Origin of the sequence: Salinisphaera sp. T31B1, assembly GCF_040361275.1 — a bacterium.
Classification (GTDB): Bacteria; Pseudomonadota; Gammaproteobacteria; order Nevskiales; family Salinisphaeraceae; genus Salinisphaera.
This window is the reverse complement of the sequence record NZ_APNH01000003.1, coordinates 294044-310051: the sequence shown is the minus strand read 5'-3', so window position 1 is coordinate 310051 and position 16008 is coordinate 294044. Positions and strand designations below refer to the sequence as shown.

At 66.4% G+C, this 16008-nt stretch carries 16 protein-coding genes; 12 read left to right on the top strand and 4 right to left on the bottom strand.

All coding sequences use genetic code 11. From position 1 onward, the window contains the following. The first annotated feature begins 201 nt into the window (after positions 1-201). The 8 genes from T31B1_RS12900 to T31B1_RS12865 all read left to right on the top strand — a co-directional run bounded on the left by T31B1_RS12900 (position 202) and on the right by T31B1_RS12865 (position 8668). Positions 202-885, top strand: coding sequence for an OmpW/AlkL family protein (locus tag T31B1_RS12900; protein WP_353249920.1), 684 nt, complete (start codon positions 202-204; stop codon positions 883-885). Positions 886-1005: 120 nt separating this feature from the next. Continuing rightward, complete coding sequence (gene cydD / locus T31B1_RS12895; RefSeq protein ID WP_353249919.1) at positions 1006-2751, top strand: thiol reductant ABC exporter subunit CydD; 1746 nt, start codon at positions 1006-1008, stop codon at positions 2749-2751. Continuing rightward, positions 2748-4559 (top strand): thiol reductant ABC exporter subunit CydC, encoded by a 1812-nt coding sequence (cydC, locus tag T31B1_RS12890; protein WP_353249918.1) that lies wholly within the window; start codon positions 2748-2750, stop codon positions 4557-4559. Before cydD ends, cydC begins: the two co-directional genes overlap by 4 nt. A 123-nt stretch (positions 4560-4682) precedes the next feature. After that, the gene (locus T31B1_RS12885) at positions 4683-6263 is read left to right on the top strand and encodes a cytochrome ubiquinol oxidase subunit I (protein WP_353249917.1); all 1581 of its coding nucleotides are present in this window, start codon (positions 4683-4685) and stop codon (positions 6261-6263) included. Positions 6264-6266: 3 nt separating this feature from the next. After that, on the top strand, positions 6267-7400 hold the full coding sequence (cydB, locus tag T31B1_RS12880) for a cytochrome d ubiquinol oxidase subunit II (protein ID WP_353249916.1): 1134 nt from the start codon (positions 6267-6269) through the stop codon (positions 7398-7400). A 19-nt stretch (positions 7401-7419) separates the two neighbouring features. Beyond that, positions 7420-7605, top strand: a complete 186-nt coding sequence (locus T31B1_RS12875; RefSeq protein ID WP_353249915.1) for a hypothetical protein — start codon at positions 7420-7422, stop codon at positions 7603-7605. Positions 7606-7703: 98 nt separating this feature from the next. After that, on the top strand, positions 7704-8186 hold the full coding sequence (locus tag T31B1_RS12870) for a universal stress protein (protein ID WP_353249914.1): 483 nt from the start codon (positions 7704-7706) through the stop codon (positions 8184-8186). Between the two features lie 35 nt (positions 8187-8221). Beyond that, on the top strand, positions 8222-8668 hold the full coding sequence (locus T31B1_RS12865; protein WP_353249913.1) for a universal stress protein: 447 nt from the start codon (positions 8222-8224) through the stop codon (positions 8666-8668). A 417-nt stretch (positions 8669-9085) separates the two neighbouring features. On the opposite strand, the gene T31B1_RS12860 is transcribed toward T31B1_RS12865, so the two are convergent. Continuing rightward, the gene (locus T31B1_RS12860; RefSeq protein WP_353249912.1) at positions 9086-9631 is read right to left on the bottom strand and encodes a pyridoxine/pyridoxamine 5'-phosphate oxidase; all 546 of its coding nucleotides are present in this window, start codon (positions 9629-9631) and stop codon (positions 9086-9088) included. A gap of 156 nt (positions 9632-9787) precedes the next feature. After that, positions 9788-10618 carry a sulfite exporter TauE/SafE family protein gene (locus T31B1_RS12855; protein WP_353249911.1) on the bottom strand — a complete coding sequence of 277 codons (831 nt, stop codon included), beginning with the start codon at positions 10616-10618 and terminating at the stop codon, positions 9788-9790. Positions 10619-10761: 143 nt separating this feature from the next. Between T31B1_RS12855 and T31B1_RS12850 the strand changes: the two genes are divergently transcribed. Genes T31B1_RS12850 through T31B1_RS12835 form a run of 4 tightly spaced genes read left to right on the top strand, consistent with a single transcriptional unit; the run spans position 10762 to position 13628 of the window. After that, the gene (locus tag T31B1_RS12850; RefSeq protein WP_353249910.1) at positions 10762-11433 is read left to right on the top strand and encodes a c-type cytochrome; all 672 of its coding nucleotides are present in this window, start codon (positions 10762-10764) and stop codon (positions 11431-11433) included. After that, positions 11426-12520 (top strand): c-type cytochrome, encoded by a 1095-nt coding sequence (locus T31B1_RS12845; protein WP_353249909.1) that lies wholly within the window; start codon positions 11426-11428, stop codon positions 12518-12520. Before T31B1_RS12850 ends, T31B1_RS12845 begins: the two co-directional genes overlap by 8 nt. Before the next feature lie 25 nt (positions 12521-12545). Then, positions 12546-12992: a protein tyrosine phosphatase family protein gene (locus T31B1_RS12840; RefSeq protein WP_353249908.1), complete on the top strand. Its 447-nt coding sequence runs from the start codon at positions 12546-12548 to the stop codon at positions 12990-12992. Between the two features lie 15 nt (positions 12993-13007). Then, positions 13008-13628 carry a class I SAM-dependent methyltransferase gene (locus T31B1_RS12835; protein ID WP_353249907.1) on the top strand — a complete coding sequence of 207 codons (621 nt, stop codon included), beginning with the start codon at positions 13008-13010 and terminating at the stop codon, positions 13626-13628. A 267-nt stretch (positions 13629-13895) separates the two neighbouring features. Here the strand turns inward: T31B1_RS12835 and T31B1_RS12830 are convergent, their stop codons facing one another. Further along, positions 13896-15230: an ATP-binding protein gene (locus tag T31B1_RS12830; protein ID WP_353249906.1), complete on the bottom strand. Its 1335-nt coding sequence runs from the start codon at positions 15228-15230 to the stop codon at positions 13896-13898. Further along, positions 15227-15913, bottom strand: a complete 687-nt coding sequence (locus T31B1_RS12825) for a response regulator (RefSeq protein WP_353249905.1) — start codon at positions 15911-15913, stop codon at positions 15227-15229. Before T31B1_RS12825 ends, T31B1_RS12830 begins: the two co-directional genes overlap by 4 nt. Between the last annotated feature and the right edge of the window lie 95 nt (positions 15914-16008).

The window sequence follows — 16008 nt, the reverse complement described above, 5'->3', positions numbered from 1 at the left end:
TCATCCTCGTTAAGGCCGGCGGTAGCCGGTGATCGGCGCCCAGAATACCGGCAAACCATGCCGGAACGCAGGGACTGGTTTTGGACGATCGGTTCGTGCAGCGCCGACCCGCCCGCCATCGATTGACATGGATCAATCGGCCAGTGGCGCTCGGACGTGATCCTTGGGCTCCGTTCCCAGGGCATCACCGGAGACCATCCCATGAAAATGCCAAACCCCGGTCCGCTGACGCGCGTGCTGACCGGCACGATCGTGCTGTTGTCGCCATTCAGTACACAGGCCGCCGACGCCGGCGACTGGATCGTGCGCGGTGGCGTGACCTATGTCGCGCCCAACGACCACACATCGAGCCGCAACGGCGAGCTCGGGCCGGCTCTTGCCGGCACCGATGTCGCGGTCAGTTCCGAGCCGCAGTTCGGTGTCACCGCTGCCTATCTGCTGACCGACAACCTGGCGGTCGAGCTGCTGGCCGCCACGCCGTTCGAACACGATCTGACCCTGAGTGGCGGTGCGCTCGACGGCGTGCCGCTCGGCGATATCAAGCACCTGCCGCCCACCCTGAGCCTGCAGTACCGCTTCGATACCGACTCCGCCTTCACGCCCTATGTCGGGCTCGGTCTGAACTACACGTTCTTCTTCTCGGAGGATCTGTCGGACCAGGCGCGGGCGCTGGGCATCCAGCACATCAAGCTCGACGACTCCTTCGGCCCCGCCGCCCAGGTCGGGCTCGACTATGCGCTGACCGAGCACTGGCTGATCAACGCCGACGTGCGCTATCTGCAGATCGAAACCACGGCCGAACTGCGTACGGCCACCGGGACGACCCATGTGGATGTCGACGTCGACCCCTGGGTCTACACGCTCGCGGCGGGCTATCGCTTCTAGCCGAACCAAGGGCGGCGATCCGGATTTGATCTGGATCAACCCGCGAGGCCGGCGCCGGGCCTAGTCTGGCGCCGGCGCTTTCGAAAGCGTCGTTTGTTCGGGCCCATCGACGCTGCAACCATGTCCAAAACCACCCCCTCCGCTGGCTGGCTCAAGGCCGAAAGCGAGGCCGTACGCCGCCCGGTCGGCCGCGCGATTGCGATCGAGAGCCTGGGCGGCGGCCTGCTCATCGCCCAGGCCGCCGTGCTCGCGCACGTGGCCAATGCGGTCATCTTCGCCGGCGCAGCACTGGCCGGCGTCACCGCCTGGCTATTCGCTTTTCTTGCCCTCATCGGGCTGCGGGCCGTGCTTGCCTATGCTGGCGAGCGCGCGCGTTTCGAGGCGGCTGCGACCATCAAGACCGCGATCCGCGACCGCCTGTTTCGCCAGATCGAAGGCCTCGGCATCGTCTGGCAACGGCGTATGGCCAGCGGCGATGTGGTGGAAACACTCACCGACGGCGTGGAAAAGCTCGAGGCCTACTACGGCCGCTATCTGTCGCAGACCGCGATCGCGGTGCTGCTGCCGGTCTCCATCCTTGCGGTGATCACGCCCATCGAGTGGCTGTCCGGGCTGATCCTGCTGACCACCGCGCCCCTGATCCCGGTATTCATGATCTTCATCGGCAAGGGCGCCGAGAAGCTCAACCAGCGCCAGTGGCAACGGCTCGGGCTGCTGTCGGGCCATTTTCTCGATGCGCTGCAGGGCCTGACCACGCTGCGTATCTTCAACCTCGGCGCGCGCGAGGCACGGCTGATCGAGCGCCTGTCCGACGACTACCGCCGCAGCACGATGGCCGTGTTGCGTATCGCCTTCCTGTCGTCGCTGGTGCTGGAATTTCTGGCCACGGTGAGCATCGCCCTGGTCGCCGTGCTGATCGGCTTTCGTCTGATGTGGGGCCAACTCGGCTTCGAGGCGGGCTTTCTGGTGCTACTGCTCGCGCCCGAGTTCTATCTGCCGCTGCGCAATATGGGCAGCGTCTACCACGCGCGCATGGAAGCGATCGCCGCCGCCGAGCGCATGGTCGAGATCTTCGACGCGCCCACCCTCGAATGGCAGGGCAGGCGGCGCGACATGTTCGCCGCGACGGCGCCGCGCCTGACGCTGGCCGGCCTGACCTATACCTACCCCGAAAACGACGCTCCGGCGCTGGCGGGTATCGATCTGGCCATCGCGCCGGGTGAAACCATCGCGGTCGTGGGCGCTTCGGGCGCGGGCAAGAGCACGCTCGCGCTGGCACTGCTCGGGCTGATCAAGCCCGATCACGGCGATCTTCGTATCGACGACGTGCCGCTGGCCGATATCGCGATCGATGCCTGGCACGAGCAGCTGGCCTGGGTACCGCAACAACCCCGGCTGTTTCACGCCAGCGTGCGCGAGAACCTGTGTCTCGGCGACGCGGCGGCCGACGACGCCAGACTCTGGGCCGCGCTCGAACGCGCCCAGGCGCGTGACTTCGTCGCGGCCCTGCCGCAAGGCCTGGATACGCCGATCGGCGAACGCGGGCAACGGCTGTCCGGCGGTCAGGCCCAGCGCCTGGCGATCGCGCGGGCGTTCGTGCGCGACGCGCGTTTCGTGGTGGTCGACGAGATCAGCGCGCATCTGGATGCCGACAACGAGCGCCGCCTGATCACGGCCCTGGCCACCCTGGCCCGGGGCCGCACGATGGTACTGATCGCCCATCGCCTGGCCAGCGTCGTTCATGCCGATCGTATCGTGGTGATGGATGGCGGGCGTATCGTCGAACAGGGCCGCCACGCGCAATTGCTGGCGCGCGGCGGCGTCTATGCGCGCCTGGCCGCCGGTGCCGAGGGGCGCGCCGCATGAGTCACGACACCCACACTCTCGGCAGCGATCTGCGCTGGTGGTGGCGTCGGGCGCGACCTTATGCCGGCTGGTTTGCGCTCGGCATCGGCGTATCGATCGTCACGGTATCGGCCAACATGGCGCTGCTCGCCGTCGCCGGCTGGTTCATCGCCAGCATGGCCGCGGCGGGGCTGGCCGGCGTGGACATGAACTATTTCACCCCGGCGGCCATGATCCGCGGGCTGGCCATTACCCGCACCGGCGGGCGCTATCTCGAGCGGTTGATCACCCACGATGCGACGCTGCGCCTGCTCACGGGCCTGCGGGTCTGGTTCTATCGCCAGATCGAGCCGCTGTCGACGGTCGACCTGCACAACGGCGATCTGCTCGCCCGTGTGCGCTCGGATATCGACACGCTCGACCATGTCTATCTGCGCCTGGTCACACCCAGCATCGTCGGACTGGTCTGTCTGGCCGGTGCCGGCGCGGTGATGTGGTTGTACAGCCCGGCGATCGCGCTGGTGAATCTCGGCCTGCTCGGCGTCGCGGGTGTGGCGCTGCCGGGGCTGGTCTACCGGCTCGGCCGGCGCCCGGGCGCGGCCGCGGTCGATGACGCCGCGCGGCTCAAGGCAGCCGCGGTGGACTGGGTCGAAGGCATCGGCGAGCTGAGCGTCTTCGGCGCGGCCACCGCCCGACGCGAACGCATCGGCGCGCTCTCGCGCGACTGGATCGCACGCCAGCGAACGCTGTCCCGCCTCAACGGCCTGTCGAGCGCCGGCGTGCTCCTGCTCACGAATCTGGCGATTGTCGGCACGGCGGTCTTCGTCGTCCCGCTGATCCGCGCCGGCGCGCTGCAGGCAGTGGACTTCGCGCCGCTGGTGATGCTCGTCATGGGCTGTTTCGAAGCCGTCGCGCTCATGCCCGGTGCCTGGCAGTCGCTCGGCCAGGTTCGTGCCGCGACCGCGCGGCTGCGCGCGTTCGAGCAGCGCGAGCCGGCCGTTGCCGAGCCGAGCGAACCCGCGCCGTCCCCCACAGGCGACGCGATTCGCTTCCAGCAGGCGGGCACGCGCTACGATGCCGGTAGCGCCTGGGCGCTGCAGGGCGTCACGCTCGATATCGCGCCCGGCGAGCATCTGGCCATCGTCGGGCCCAGCGGTGCGGGCAAGTCGACGTTCGTGCATCTGCTGCTGCGCCTCGCCGATATCGAGCAAGGCGATATCGTCTGGGACGGCCGCCCGCTTTCGGCCTACCGCGCCGCCGATCTGCGCGCGCGTATCGCGCTCGTGCCCCAGCGCGTGTATCTGTTTCATACCAGCGTGCGCGAGAATCTGCTGGTCGGCGACCCGCAGGCTACGCCGGAACGGATGATCGATGCGGCCCGGATCGCCGGTATCCACGACGACATTCTGGCCCTGCCCGACGGCTACGACACCATCGTGGGCGAAGAGGGCCTGCGCCTGTCGGGCGGCCAGATCCGGCGTATCGGCATCGCCCGCGCGCTGCTGCGCGACGCATCCGTGGTGATTCTCGACGAACCGTTCGAGGGCCTGGATACGGCCACCGCGGCGAGCCTGTGGACACGTCTTGAGCAGTACCTGGCCGGCAAGACGCTGATCGTGGTCTCCCACGACATGGCCCGCGTGCGTGCCTTCGCCCGAGTGCTGGTATTCGAAAACGCCCGGCTCGTCGCCGACGGCGAGCCCGCAACGCTCGCCGCGCACTGCCCTACCTTCCAACGCCTGAGCGGCGCCCATTTTCAGCGCGAACTGGCGCCCGCGGACGCGCCGGCCCAGACCGCCGCGCCGCCACCGATCCGCCGCCGCGCCTGAGCCGCCCGCACGGGCGCGAGCGCGATTTGATCCAGATCAAAAAGCACCTCGCCCCGCCGGACTACGCTTGACCACACCAACCCGTCCTGGTCGTCCCGACCGCCTGACCACGAGCTTCGAGCCATGCAGGAACTGGAAACCGTCATCGCGCTCTCGCGCACGCAGTTTGCCGCGACCGCGCTCTATCACTATTTGTTCGTACCGCTCACGCTCGGCCTGGCCGTGCTGCTGGCGACGATGGAGACCATCTACGTCATCAGCGGCCGCGAGGTCTATCGCCAGATGACCCAGTTCTGGTCGAAGCTGTTCGCGATCAACTTCGCGCTCGGCGTGGCCACCGGGCTGACCATGGAGTTCGAGTTCGGCACCAACTGGTCGACCTACTCGCATTTCGTCGGCGACATCTTCGGCGCGCCGCTGGCGATCGAAGGCCTGATGGCCTTTTTCCTGGAATCGACCTTCGTCGGCCTGATGCTGTTCGGCTGGGACAAGCTCTCCCGCGGCAAGCATCTGCTGGTGACCTATATGGTCGCGCTCGGCTCGAATCTCTCGGCGCTGTGGATTCTGGTGGCCAACGCCTACATGCAGCATCCGGTCGGCTCGACCTTCAATCCGGCCACCATGCGCATGGAGCTGGACAGCTTCACCGCGCTGTTCTTCAGCCACGATGCCCAGGCCAAGTTCGTGCATACCAGCGTGGCGGGTTTTCTGACCGCGGCCATCTTCGTGATCGGCATCAGCGCGTTCTATATGTTGCGCAAGCGCCACATGGCGATCGCCGTGCGCTCGTTCCGGGTCGCGGCGCTGTTCGGCGTATTCGCCAGTATCGGCGTGATCTGTCTGGGCGACGCGCTCGGCTTCATCAGCGGCGAAGGCCAGCCCAACAAGCTGGTTGCCATGGAAGGCCTGTGGGAAACCGCCGAGGCGCCGGCCGGCTTCAACGTGGTCGCCTGGCCGGATCAGCAGGCGATGGAGAATCGCTTCGAGCTGCAGATTCCCTACGTGCTCACGCCGCTGGTCACCCATAGTTTCGACGGCACGATTCCCGGCGCGCACGATCTGGTCCACCGCGCCGAGACCCGGATCCGCGACGGTATTCCAGCACTCGCGGCCCTGGAAACGCTCAGCCACAACCCGAACGATCGCGACGCCCTGCGTACGTTCCGCAGCCACGGCGACAACCTCGGCTATGCGTTGCTGGTCAAGCGCTATGCCCCCGATGTCACCCAGGCGACGCCGGAACAGATCACCCAGGCGGCACGCGACACCATTCCGCCCGTGGGGCCGGTGTTCTGGTCGTTCCGGATCATGGTCGCTGCGGCATTCCTGATGCTCGGTTTCCTGATCCTGGCCACGATCTATTCGCTGCGCGGACAGATCACCGACAAGCGCATGTTCCTCAAGATCGCGCCGTGGATGATCCCCGTGCCCTTCATCGCCAACGAGGCCGGCTGGGTGGTCGCCGAGCTCGGCCGCCAGCCGTGGACGGTCTACGGCCAGCTGCCGACCTGGATCTCGGCATCGACGCACAGCGTGGGCTACATGATCTTCTCGCTGTCGGGATTCGTGGCGATCTACACCCTGTTCATCATCGTCGAGATGTTCCTGATGGTGAAATTCATCAAGAAAGGGCCGGACGACGGCCCGCCCGCCGCGGCCACCGTTGTCGGCCCCGGCCACACGTCGCAGTGGAGCGAGGCTTAAGCCATGGAAATCTATATCGTTCTCAAGCTCGTCTGGTGGGCACTGCTCGGCGTGCTGCTGATCGGCCTGGCCGTGATGGTCGGCATGGACATGGGCGTCGGCGCAGGCCTGCGCTACCTGGGGCGTACCGACGGCGAGCGCCGCGCGGTGATCAACATGATCGCCCCGCACTGGGACGGCAATCAGGTGTGGTTCATTCTCGGCGGCGGTGCGGTGTTCGCGGCCTGGCCGACGATCTATGCCACCGCCTTTTCCGGGCTGTATGTCGTCATGCTCGTGCTGCTGTGGAGCATGATCGTGCGTCCGCTGGGCTTCGAGTACCGCAGCAAGCTGCCCTCGCTGCGCTGGCGCGGCGTGTGGGATACCGCGCTGTTCGTTTCCGGCGCGGTGCCGATGATCGTGTTCGGCGCGGCCATGGGCAACATGCTGCGCGGGGTGCCCTTTCACTTCGAGTGGAACATGGTGTCCTACTACACCGGCAGCTTCATCGCGCTGTTCAACCCGTTCGCGGTGCTCTGCGGGCTGATGTCGATCGCGCTCGCGCTCTATCAGGGCAGTGCCATGGTGATGAACCGCGGCACGGGCGTGATCCGCGAGCGCGCGGCTAAACTGCTCACGATGGCCGGGCTTGCCGCCGTCGTGCTGTTCACGGTCTGCGGGCTGTGGGTATGGTTCATGCCCGGTTATGTGATCGCCGGCGGAGCCGACCCGGCCGGCCCGGCGATGCCGCTGCGCAAGACCGTCGACATGGTTTCCGGCGCTTGGCTGAATAATTTTGCTGCCTACCCGCTGCTGTGGCTGGTACCGGGGCTGGTGTATGCCGCCGTGCTGGCCGGCATCGCCTGTGCTCGCCGCGGCTGGTCGCATGCCAGCTGGTGGCTGGGCGCGCTGGCCTGGGCCGGCACGATCGGCACCGTGGGCACGGCGATGTTCCCGTTCCTCATGCCGTCGTCGACGAACCCCGGACACAGCCTGACCGTATGGGACGCCTCGTCGAGCGCGACCACGCTGGGCTGGATGCTGGTGTTCACCGCCATCTTCATCCCGATCGTTGCGATCTATACCAGCTGGGCGTTCTGGGTCATGCGCGGCAAGGTCACCCCGGAAACCATCGAACACGACGAACACGCCTACTAGCGTCTTTCAGGAGCTACCCATGAAAAACATTCTGCTGTTCGCGTTCTGGTTTCTCGTCGGACTGATCGCCCTGTTCCTGGCCATCGTCCTCGGCGAGGCCGGCGCCTGGTACCTGGCCTGGGTGCTGGGCACCGTGATGATGATGCTCATCGCGGCCACCGGCACCGTCATCCTCGAAGTCGACGAGCCCGCCGAGCGCGATTGAGCGGCGGTCGCCGCCGCGAGCGCTTGATCCAGATCAACACGCTGGGCCGGCCACGACCGCACACTGGACACCGAACCCGCCCCACTGGAGAACTCGCCATGTCACAGACCATCGTCGTTCCCCTGGATCTTAACCACGAACTCGTGCTCGACAGCGTCTTCGGCGCGGTCGAGCGCGCGCGGCTGGACGACCGGGATCGTATCGTGCTCCTCAACGTCATCCCCCAGATCGATGTGGGCGACTTCCCTTATGTCGCCACCGATCAGGTACGAGCGCTCGGCGAGCATGCCAAACAGGCGCTGGCAGACATCGCCGTACGGCACCTGGCGCCCGGGGTGGCGTGGGAAGCCGATGTGCGGGTCGGTCCGGTGGCACGCACGATCGTGCGCCGTGCGGATTATTTCGATGCTGATCTGATCGTCATGGCCTCGCACAACCCCGCGTTCTGGGATGTGCTGCTGGGCAGCACGGCAAGCCAAGTCGTCAAGCATGCCCGGCATTCGGTACTCGTCGTGCGCCAGAAAGCGATTGCCGACGACGATCCGGCCCGGGCTGATCAAAGCCGCAACGCGCTTGACTGATACCCGGCGCATGATGCTCAACGGGAGATCTGATCATGAACAACCGCATGCTGGTACCGATCGATCTAGGGCATGAAGCCGTCTTCGATCTGGTTTTCTCTGCCGTGGCCGCAATGGCCGTTCAATACGACGCTGAAATTCATCTGATCACCGTCGTGCCCGACGACGTGGCGATCTGGCCCTATGTGCCACGCAACAGCGTCGACGAGGCGATCGAGGAAGCCGGCACCGAACTGCGTGAAATCGCGCAGCTGGAATTTCGCGACGGCACCCACTGGCAAAGTACCGCCCTGGCGGGCCCGGTCGCACCGACCGTTGTCGGCCGGGCGGTGGACATCGGCGCCGGGCTGATCGTCATGGCTTCTCACAACCCCCGCAGCCGCGACATCCTGCTGGGCGGCACCGCCGATCGCGTGCTGCGCCGAGCGCCCTGCTCGGTCGTGGTACTGCGTGCCGCCGGCGGATGGCGGTGGAGCGGCTGAGCATCCGGCCCAGCGACGAGCGCGGCCATCCGGGCGACCTGTCGTTTGCCCCCTGCAAAAGCCGGCCCCGCCTGACCAATCAATCTACCGTCGCGACTTGCCGGTACGTCCATCGGCCGAACGGCAGGAGCAGGCGTATCGCGCATGGCGGCCCGAGGAGATCACAACAGGCCATGCTTGGGTATCGATCGCCGGGCGCGAGCAGGTGCCGCCGGCCGACCGGCGATACCTCCCCGTCCGGATAGCTGATCCGGTCGGATCGCCTGGCCAGACACCGATCCGCGCGTACGTCATCCATGGCACAGACCCCCTGCAGCGATGGATAAAACAGCCTCTCGCGCGAAACCACCTATTCACGCCGCGGCCAAGCCGGCAGGATCAACTACGGCGGACACCAACGGGTTAGCAGACCGTCGATCACGGTTCACGTAGAACATGCTGCCAACCGCCGTCGGGCGCACGTTCGAACAGACGTCGCAGCCGCGCCCGTTGCCAGCCCGTGGCCCAGAACTCCATTCGGATGGGAATCAGCCGGTAGGCAACCCAGTAGAGTGGTCTGGGTACCGGTTGGAAGTCGTATCGGTGGCGCCGCTGGCTGATGCGCTCGGGCAAGGTTACGGAACCAGCAGTGACGCGTTCCGGATGCGACGCGCTGGCAACCAACGAACACTCACGCGATCGCCGCGACCATAGATGATCGGCGCTGGCCTCATCCAACAACTCCACGGTACCGTCGATCACTACCTGTGTCTGCAGACTACGCCAGAAGAAACACAGCCCAGCGTGAGGGTTCCACTCCAGCTGCCGGCCCTTGCCGGTCCGGCTGTTGACGAACAAACCGAGTGTGTCGCCCAATCGATGTACGTACACAGTCCGTACCGATGGTCGCCCGGTGGTGGGCTCCACGGTCGCCAACGCCGCCGCCTGGTAATCGGGCACGCCACGCCTAACGGCTTCGTCCATGAGTTGGCCGAGGTAGGTTATGGGGTCGTTGTAAGAACACGGCTTAGCCATCGGATGTCACTCGTGTATCGATGCAAGCGTCACGATAATCACGGCACTCCGGCCCGGGATTGATCTGGATCAAACGCTTGCGCCAGATACGCGGTGGGTACCGGATCAACCGCCGAACAACAGGCGTTCGACGATAATGAAACCGGCGGTCGCGAGCATTGCAGCCGCAAACAGCCACTGCAACCGCGGCCCGGCCAGGTGACGGGCCAACCGGCGACCGCCGGCCATGCCCAGCACGCCGCCCACAACGAACAGCGCGGTCAGCGCCCAGTCGATCTCGCGGCCGGAAAACATCGCCGAGGCCACTCCCGACAGCCCGATCAAGGTAATCACGAGCAACGATGTCGCCACCGCTCGGTGGATACCCATTTCGGTGATCAGGATCAGCGCCGGCACGATCAGGAAACCGCCGCCGACCCCGAAAAAGCCCGACAACACGCCCACGACCAGCCCGACTGCGGCCAGGGCCGCGCTACAGGGCGCATTCAGACGAAGCCGGCCGTCGCCGCTGTAGCGACACACCGTTCCGGGATCGGCCGTCGCCTGTTCGGCAAAACGAGCCCGTACGACCGCGGATTCATCCGGCGTACGCCGCGCCTTCAAGCCCATGCGGACAGCCACGACGATCATCAGCCCGGCGAACAACAGCACCACCACCGTATCGCTCACCCGGCCGCCGATATATACGCCCAGCGGCGCGGCCACCATGCCGGCCACGGCGAAGATCAGCGCGGCCCGCAGCTCGACGACACCGCGATACAGGCCCTCGGCGGCCCCGAACGCCGCGGTGATCGCGACGGCGCCCAGCGAGATCGCCACCGCACTGGCCGGCGCCACGCCGAGGCCGTAAATCAACAGCGGCACCGCGAATATCGATCCGCCGCCACCGGTCAACCCCAGCGCGAGTCCCACGATGATGCCGAACAGTATGGCCATGACCTATTCCCGCAATGCCGCTCGTTGGCGCTCGAAGTATAGAATTATGAGATATATGGTTATAACAGTAATTATTGTACCATTACCTGCCGGGGTATCTGATCATACGATGATCGGCAGTTGACGGCAGAGGAGCAATCGGCATGAGACGGATTCTACAAGCGGTCATAACGACCCTTTTTCTGTTACCTGTCGCCACCCACGCAGCCTCGCCCGACGCCGCGTCGATCGCCAAGCAGGGCCTCGGCGACAAGATTGCCCCGTGCAGCAGTTGCCATGGCGCCGACGGCGGCGGCAATTCGGCCGCGGGATTTCCCCGCCTGGCCGGTCTGGGTAAAACATATCTCGCCGAACAACTGGATGCGTTTGCCTCGGGTCAGCGCGCCAACGCGGTGATGATGCCGATCGCAGGCGCGATGTCCGACGAGCAGCGGCAGGCGATGGCTGTTTACTACAGCCGGCTGCCGGTTCCGACCGCCCGAAGCACAGGCACCGATACCGGCGATATTCCGGCGGCGGGCACCGCGCTGGCCGAACACGGCCGCTGGGCCGACGGGATACCGGCGTGCGTACAGTGCCACGGACCGGCCGGCGTCGGGGTCGGTGAGTACTTCCCGCCTCTGGCCGGCCAGCCCGCCGGCTATATCGAAGCTCAGTTGCGCGCCTGGCGCACCGGCAAGCGCCCCGGCGGGCCCATGGGATTGATGGCATCCATCGCCAGCCAGCTGCACGACGACGACCTGGCGCCGGTCGCCGCGTATTTCGCCGCACAGACACCCGCTACCCACAAGACCGAAGGAGACGAACATGAGTAGCCGTATCCCGCTGCTGACCGTGGCCGTGTCCTTTTTCCTGCTAGCGGCGGTGATCGTGTGGGTGGCAAGCCATGCCGACGATCGCACGGCCGCGAGTCAGACCGGCCCGGTCACGAGCCCGGCCAAGGCCAATGCTGGCGCCCAGACAATCAACAAGACCAAGGACCATCCGCCGGCCACGGCCGACGAAGCGCCTGCGGACAAGGCCGACGCACCGGCCACCGCTCAGCCCGCCACGAGTGACCCGAACGAGGACGACACCGCCGTGTTCTCGCCCCCCGCCCGCGATGCGATACCCGACAACGAGTTCGGCGCGATGGTGCGCAAGGGCGAACAGATCTTCACGAACACCCAGCAGCATGCGGGCCCGTTCGTCGGCAACGATCTGCAGTGTGCCAACTGTCATCTGGATGCCGGGCGGCTGGCCGACTCGGCGCCGCTATGGGCTGCATGGGGCATGTATCCGGCGTATCGCGGCAAGAACAAGCACGTCAACGACTTCGCCGAGCGGATCCAGGGCTGTTTCCGCTACAGCATGAACGGCACCGCCCCGCCGCGCGGCGACGACGTGCTCACTGCACTGCAGACCTATGCCTACTGGTTGGCCAGCGGCGCGCCGGTGGGCAAGAAGATGCCGGGCGCCGGCTACCCGAAACTCGACGAACCCGAGCAGCCGCCGAGCTATGCGCGTGGAGAGAAGGTCTTCGAAACCCATTGCGCGCTCTGTCACGGCAGTGACGGCCAGGGTCAGCGTGCGGCCGACGGCAGCATCGCCTTCCCGCCGCTGTGGGGGGCGCGCTCGTTCAACTGGGGCGCGGGCATGCACCGAGTAAATACCGCCGCCGGGTTCATCAAGGCCAATATGCCGCTAGGTGCTGCCACCCTGAGCGACCAGCAGGCCTGGGACGTGGCCCAGTACATCGACAGCCAGCCGCGCCCCCAGGATCCGCGCTTCAACGGCTCGGTCGCCGAAACCGCCGAGAAATATCACGGCAAGCAGTCGATGTACGGCAAGACCGTCAACGGCCGCGTGCTCGGCGAAAACGCGCCGCCGGCGGGCACCGTACCCAGGACAGGCAAACCCTGACACTCATGAACACCAGGAGACGATGATGACGGACTACACCCAGGATCTGGCCAACGCGCGCCGCCCCGACAACGATATCGTCACCGCCGGTCAGCCGAGCGCCGACCAATTGGCCGCTGCTGCTGACCAGGGCGTCAAGACCGTGGTCAATCTGCGGCCCGTCGGCGAATTCGACGAGTTCGACGAAGCCGCCCATGTGCGCGATCTGGGCATGCGCTATGTGCATATCCCGGTCGCCGGCCCGGACGATATCAACGATGCCAATGCCCGCACCCTCGACGAAGCACTCGGCGCCGACGGCGTACCGGCGATGGTTCACTGTGCGAGCAGCAACCGGGTCGGCGCGTTGATGGCGTATCGCGCCCGCCATATTCAAGACAAGAGCGCCGATCAGGCCATGGAGATCGGCCAGGCGTCCGGGCTGAACAAGCAGTCGCCGCTGTTCGATGCCACACGCGCCAAGCTCGGCTGAGCACGTACCGGGGCCATGGGCGTCTACGCCCGATATGTCCTGCCGCATATGCTCGACTGTGCGTGCGGCCTGGCCCAGGTCGAGGCCGAGCGCGCCCGGCTCGTACCGCTCGCCCACGGACGCGTACTGGAAGTCGGTATCGGGACCGGGCGCAATCTTCGTCACTACGACGCCCGTAGGGTCAACGAAATCGTCGGCCTGGACCCGGCGACGGCAATGCAGCCGCGTGCCAAGTCCCGGCTTGCCGGACTCGGTCTCGATGTGTCCCTGCTCCCCGTCGCCGCCGAACGAATTCCGGCGGCGGCGAACAGCTTCGATACGGTCGTGGTCACCTATAGCCTGTGCTCCATCGCCGAACCGCTTGTCGCACTGGCCGAGATGCGCCGCGTGCTCAAACCCGACGGCACTCTGCTGTTCTGCGAACACGGCCTCGCTCGAGAGCCCCACATTGCCCGGTGGCAGGCACGGCTAACCCCGACCTGGCGCCGGTTGGCCGGCGGCTGTCATCTGGATCGAGACGTACCGCATCTGCTGGCCGGCGCCGGTTTCTCGCTCGACTGGCTGGACGCGGGCTATATTGCCGGCCCGAAACCGCTCACCCATCACTATCGCGGCCAGGCTCATGGCCACGGCTGAGAGCCTGCACGCAGGCCTTATCCTGTCAAAGCGGTCGGGCCGGCGCGGCGGCTGCTTGTAGCAATCGGCTCCAATGACTCACAGCCCGCGCTGGCGACGCTCTGGACGGCCCGGACACCGCGCCTGATCCGCATCGATCATCCCGCGGCCAGCACCCGCCCGTCGCAAGCCGTAGTCCACGCTGCGTACCCGAGCATGGCCCGGGCATTGGTCGATCGTGCCCGAGCGGCCGATCGCTGCAGTTCGATATGAATTCCGACCTTCGACTTAAGAATACGGTCGGTCGGAAACCCGCGGCAGCGACAGCAGGGCCACCAGGCCACCGTTGGCACGCGGCTCAAAGACGAGCTCGCCGCCCATCCGCGTTGCGATCGCGGCCACGATGGTCAGTCCCAGACCACTCCCGCTGTCCGGCCCGCGGCCGCAAGCACCACGCCAGAAACGACGTGTCAGGTCGGCGGTGTCGCGTTCGGCCGGCCAGTCGCCGCGGTCGCGTACCGAGAACACCACCTGTTCGGGCGTGGCGTCGATGGCCAGTTCGATCGAATCCGTGGCTGGCGAATGACGCAACGCGTTTTCGAGCAGATTGCGCAACGCCGCGGTCGCAAGCCCCTGTGGCGCTGCGATCGTCAACGACCCGGCGGATCCATCGTCGGTGCAGATACGTGCTGCATCGGGCAGGTCAGCGAGGGCCGCATCCACCACGATCGAACAGGCTACCGGCACCCGATCGAACGCCGTTTCGTCGGCTTCCACTCGTGCCAGAAGTAGCAGTTGCTCCAGGGTGCGCTGCAGGCGCGCGATTCCGGCTTGTGCATCGGCCAGCGCCTGGCCGGCGCGGGCAGGCTCCAGCCGCGAGGCAAGCTGTACATGGGTCTTGATGGCGGTCAGCGGTGTCCGCAGCTCGTGGGCGGCATCACTGGTAAACCGCTGTTCGCGTGTTAGTGCTTCACCGGTCCGGACCAGCAGCCGGTTGAGCGTATCGATGGCCGGGCGCAGTTCGCTCGGCGCGTGCTCGACCTCGATCGGCGTCAGGGTGTCCGGTGCCCGTCGGGACAGCTCTCGGCGCAGGCGTTCCAGCGGCCGCAAGCCGCGCCGCAGCCCCAGCCAGAGCACCAGCAGGCTGCCCAGCAGCGCGACCACGAACGGCACGACCGCTACGACGATGACGTTGCGCTGGAGCGTGACACGCTCGGCCAGGCGATCGGCGGTGGTGATATGCAGCCCGTTCTGTACATAGGTGAACAGGCGCCAGGGCTGGCCGTCGATAAGACGGTCGCTGAAGCCAGGGGCCGGCATATCGAGCTGACCGTCGAACTCGCCGTGCGTACGCATGAGTACCTGGCCGGTCGGTGAATTGATCTGACAGGCCACGCCGGCGCTCTGGGGAATCGAGAGTATCGGCTCGCCGGCCTGGCGCCAGGCATCGGCCGGCAGCTGCGCGACCAGCCCGGCAACCATGCGCGCCGAGGCCGCCAGCCGTTGATCGAGGGTGGTGCGCATCTGTTGACGCAGATCGCTGTAGAGCCAGGCCGCGGCGATCGTCCAGAGCAGACAGAACGACAGCCCGAGCCAGAGCAACAGTTGCCGTCGCAGACTCATGCCGGCGGGGTCCGTTCGATGTCCGCCGCGGCACCCAACTGGTAGCCCAGGCCGCGCACGGTCCGGATCACGTGGGCGCCCAGCTTTCGTCGCAGATGATAGATATGCACGTTGACGGCATTGCTATCGACTTCCGTATCCAGCCCGTACAGGCTGTCCTTGAGCTGCTCGGCCGACAGGATCGCGCGGCGGGCGAACAGCAGCTTGCGTAACAGCGTGTATTCGCGACGGGTCAGATCGACCACTTGGCCGTCGCGCCGTACCGCGTGCGTGGCGGGATCGAGCGCGATCGGCCCGTGCACGATCATTGGCCCGCTGTGTCCGGCCGCGCGTCGAAGCAGCGCCTGCAATCGCGCGCTGAGCTCGTCTAGATCGAACGGCTTGAGCAGGTAGTCGTCGGCACCCGCCTGCAGACCCGTCACCCGATCGGCCACCGCATCGCGGGCCGTGAGCACGAGTACCGGCACGGCCAGACCGGCCGAGCGCCATTCGCGCAACAGGCTCAGCCCGTCGGTGTCCGGCAGGCCGAGATCCAGCACCACGATATCGCTGGCCACGGCCGTCACGGCCAGGCGCGCGTCGGCCGCGCACGTCACCCAGTCGACCGTGAAGCCGGCGACTTCCAGCCCGGTGCGGATGCCGCCGCCCACGAGCGTGTCATCTTCGATCAACAGTACATGCATGGCTGGGCTCGATTATCACGGGCCGGATTAAGCGGGTATGAAGCGTCGCACCCTGCCCGTCGTTAATTCTGACTTAATACCGGCGTTCGAGCATC

Bases quoted from the DNA above. Each gene is read 5' to 3' on its own strand.
- T31B1_RS12900 (WP_353249920.1), top strand. From the start codon at position 202: ATGAAAATGCCAAACCCCGGTCCGCTGACGCGCGTGCTGACCGGCACG.
- cydD (WP_353249919.1), top strand. From the start codon at position 1,006: ATGTCCAAAACCACCCCCTCCGCTGGCTGGCTCAAGGCCGAAAGCGAG.
- T31B1_RS12875 (WP_353249915.1), top strand. From the start codon at position 7,420: ATGAAAAACATTCTGCTGTTCGCGTTCTGGTTTCTCGTCGGACTGATC.
- T31B1_RS12870 (WP_353249914.1), top strand. From the start codon at position 7,704: ATGTCACAGACCATCGTCGTTCCCCTGGATCTTAACCACGAACTCGTG.
- cydC (WP_353249918.1), top strand. From the start codon at position 2,748: ATGAGTCACGACACCCACACTCTCGGCAGCGATCTGCGCTGGTGGTGG.
- T31B1_RS12865 (WP_353249913.1), top strand. From the start codon at position 8,222: ATGAACAACCGCATGCTGGTACCGATCGATCTAGGGCATGAAGCCGTC.
- T31B1_RS12840 (WP_353249908.1), top strand. From the start codon at position 12,546: ATGACGGACTACACCCAGGATCTGGCCAACGCGCGCCGCCCCGACAAC.
- T31B1_RS12860 (WP_353249912.1), bottom strand. From the start codon at position 9,631: ATGGACGAAGCCGTTAGGCGTGGCGTGCCCGATTACCAGGCGGCGGCG.
- T31B1_RS12885 (WP_353249917.1), top strand. From the start codon at position 4,683: ATGCAGGAACTGGAAACCGTCATCGCGCTCTCGCGCACGCAGTTTGCC.
- T31B1_RS12855 (WP_353249911.1), bottom strand. From the start codon at position 10,618: ATGGCCATACTGTTCGGCATCATCGTGGGACTCGCGCTGGGGTTGACC.
- cydB (WP_353249916.1), top strand. From the start codon at position 6,267: ATGGAAATCTATATCGTTCTCAAGCTCGTCTGGTGGGCACTGCTCGGC.
- T31B1_RS12835 (WP_353249907.1), top strand. From the start codon at position 13,008: ATGGGCGTCTACGCCCGATATGTCCTGCCGCATATGCTCGACTGTGCG.
- T31B1_RS12825 (WP_353249905.1), bottom strand. From the start codon at position 15,913: ATGCATGTACTGTTGATCGAAGATGACACGCTCGTGGGCGGCGGCATC.
- T31B1_RS12845 (WP_353249909.1), top strand. From the start codon at position 11,426: ATGAGTAGCCGTATCCCGCTGCTGACCGTGGCCGTGTCCTTTTTCCTG.
- T31B1_RS12850 (WP_353249910.1), top strand. From the start codon at position 10,762: ATGAGACGGATTCTACAAGCGGTCATAACGACCCTTTTTCTGTTACCT.
- T31B1_RS12830 (WP_353249906.1), bottom strand. From the start codon at position 15,230: ATGAGTCTGCGACGGCAACTGTTGCTCTGGCTCGGGCTGTCGTTCTGT.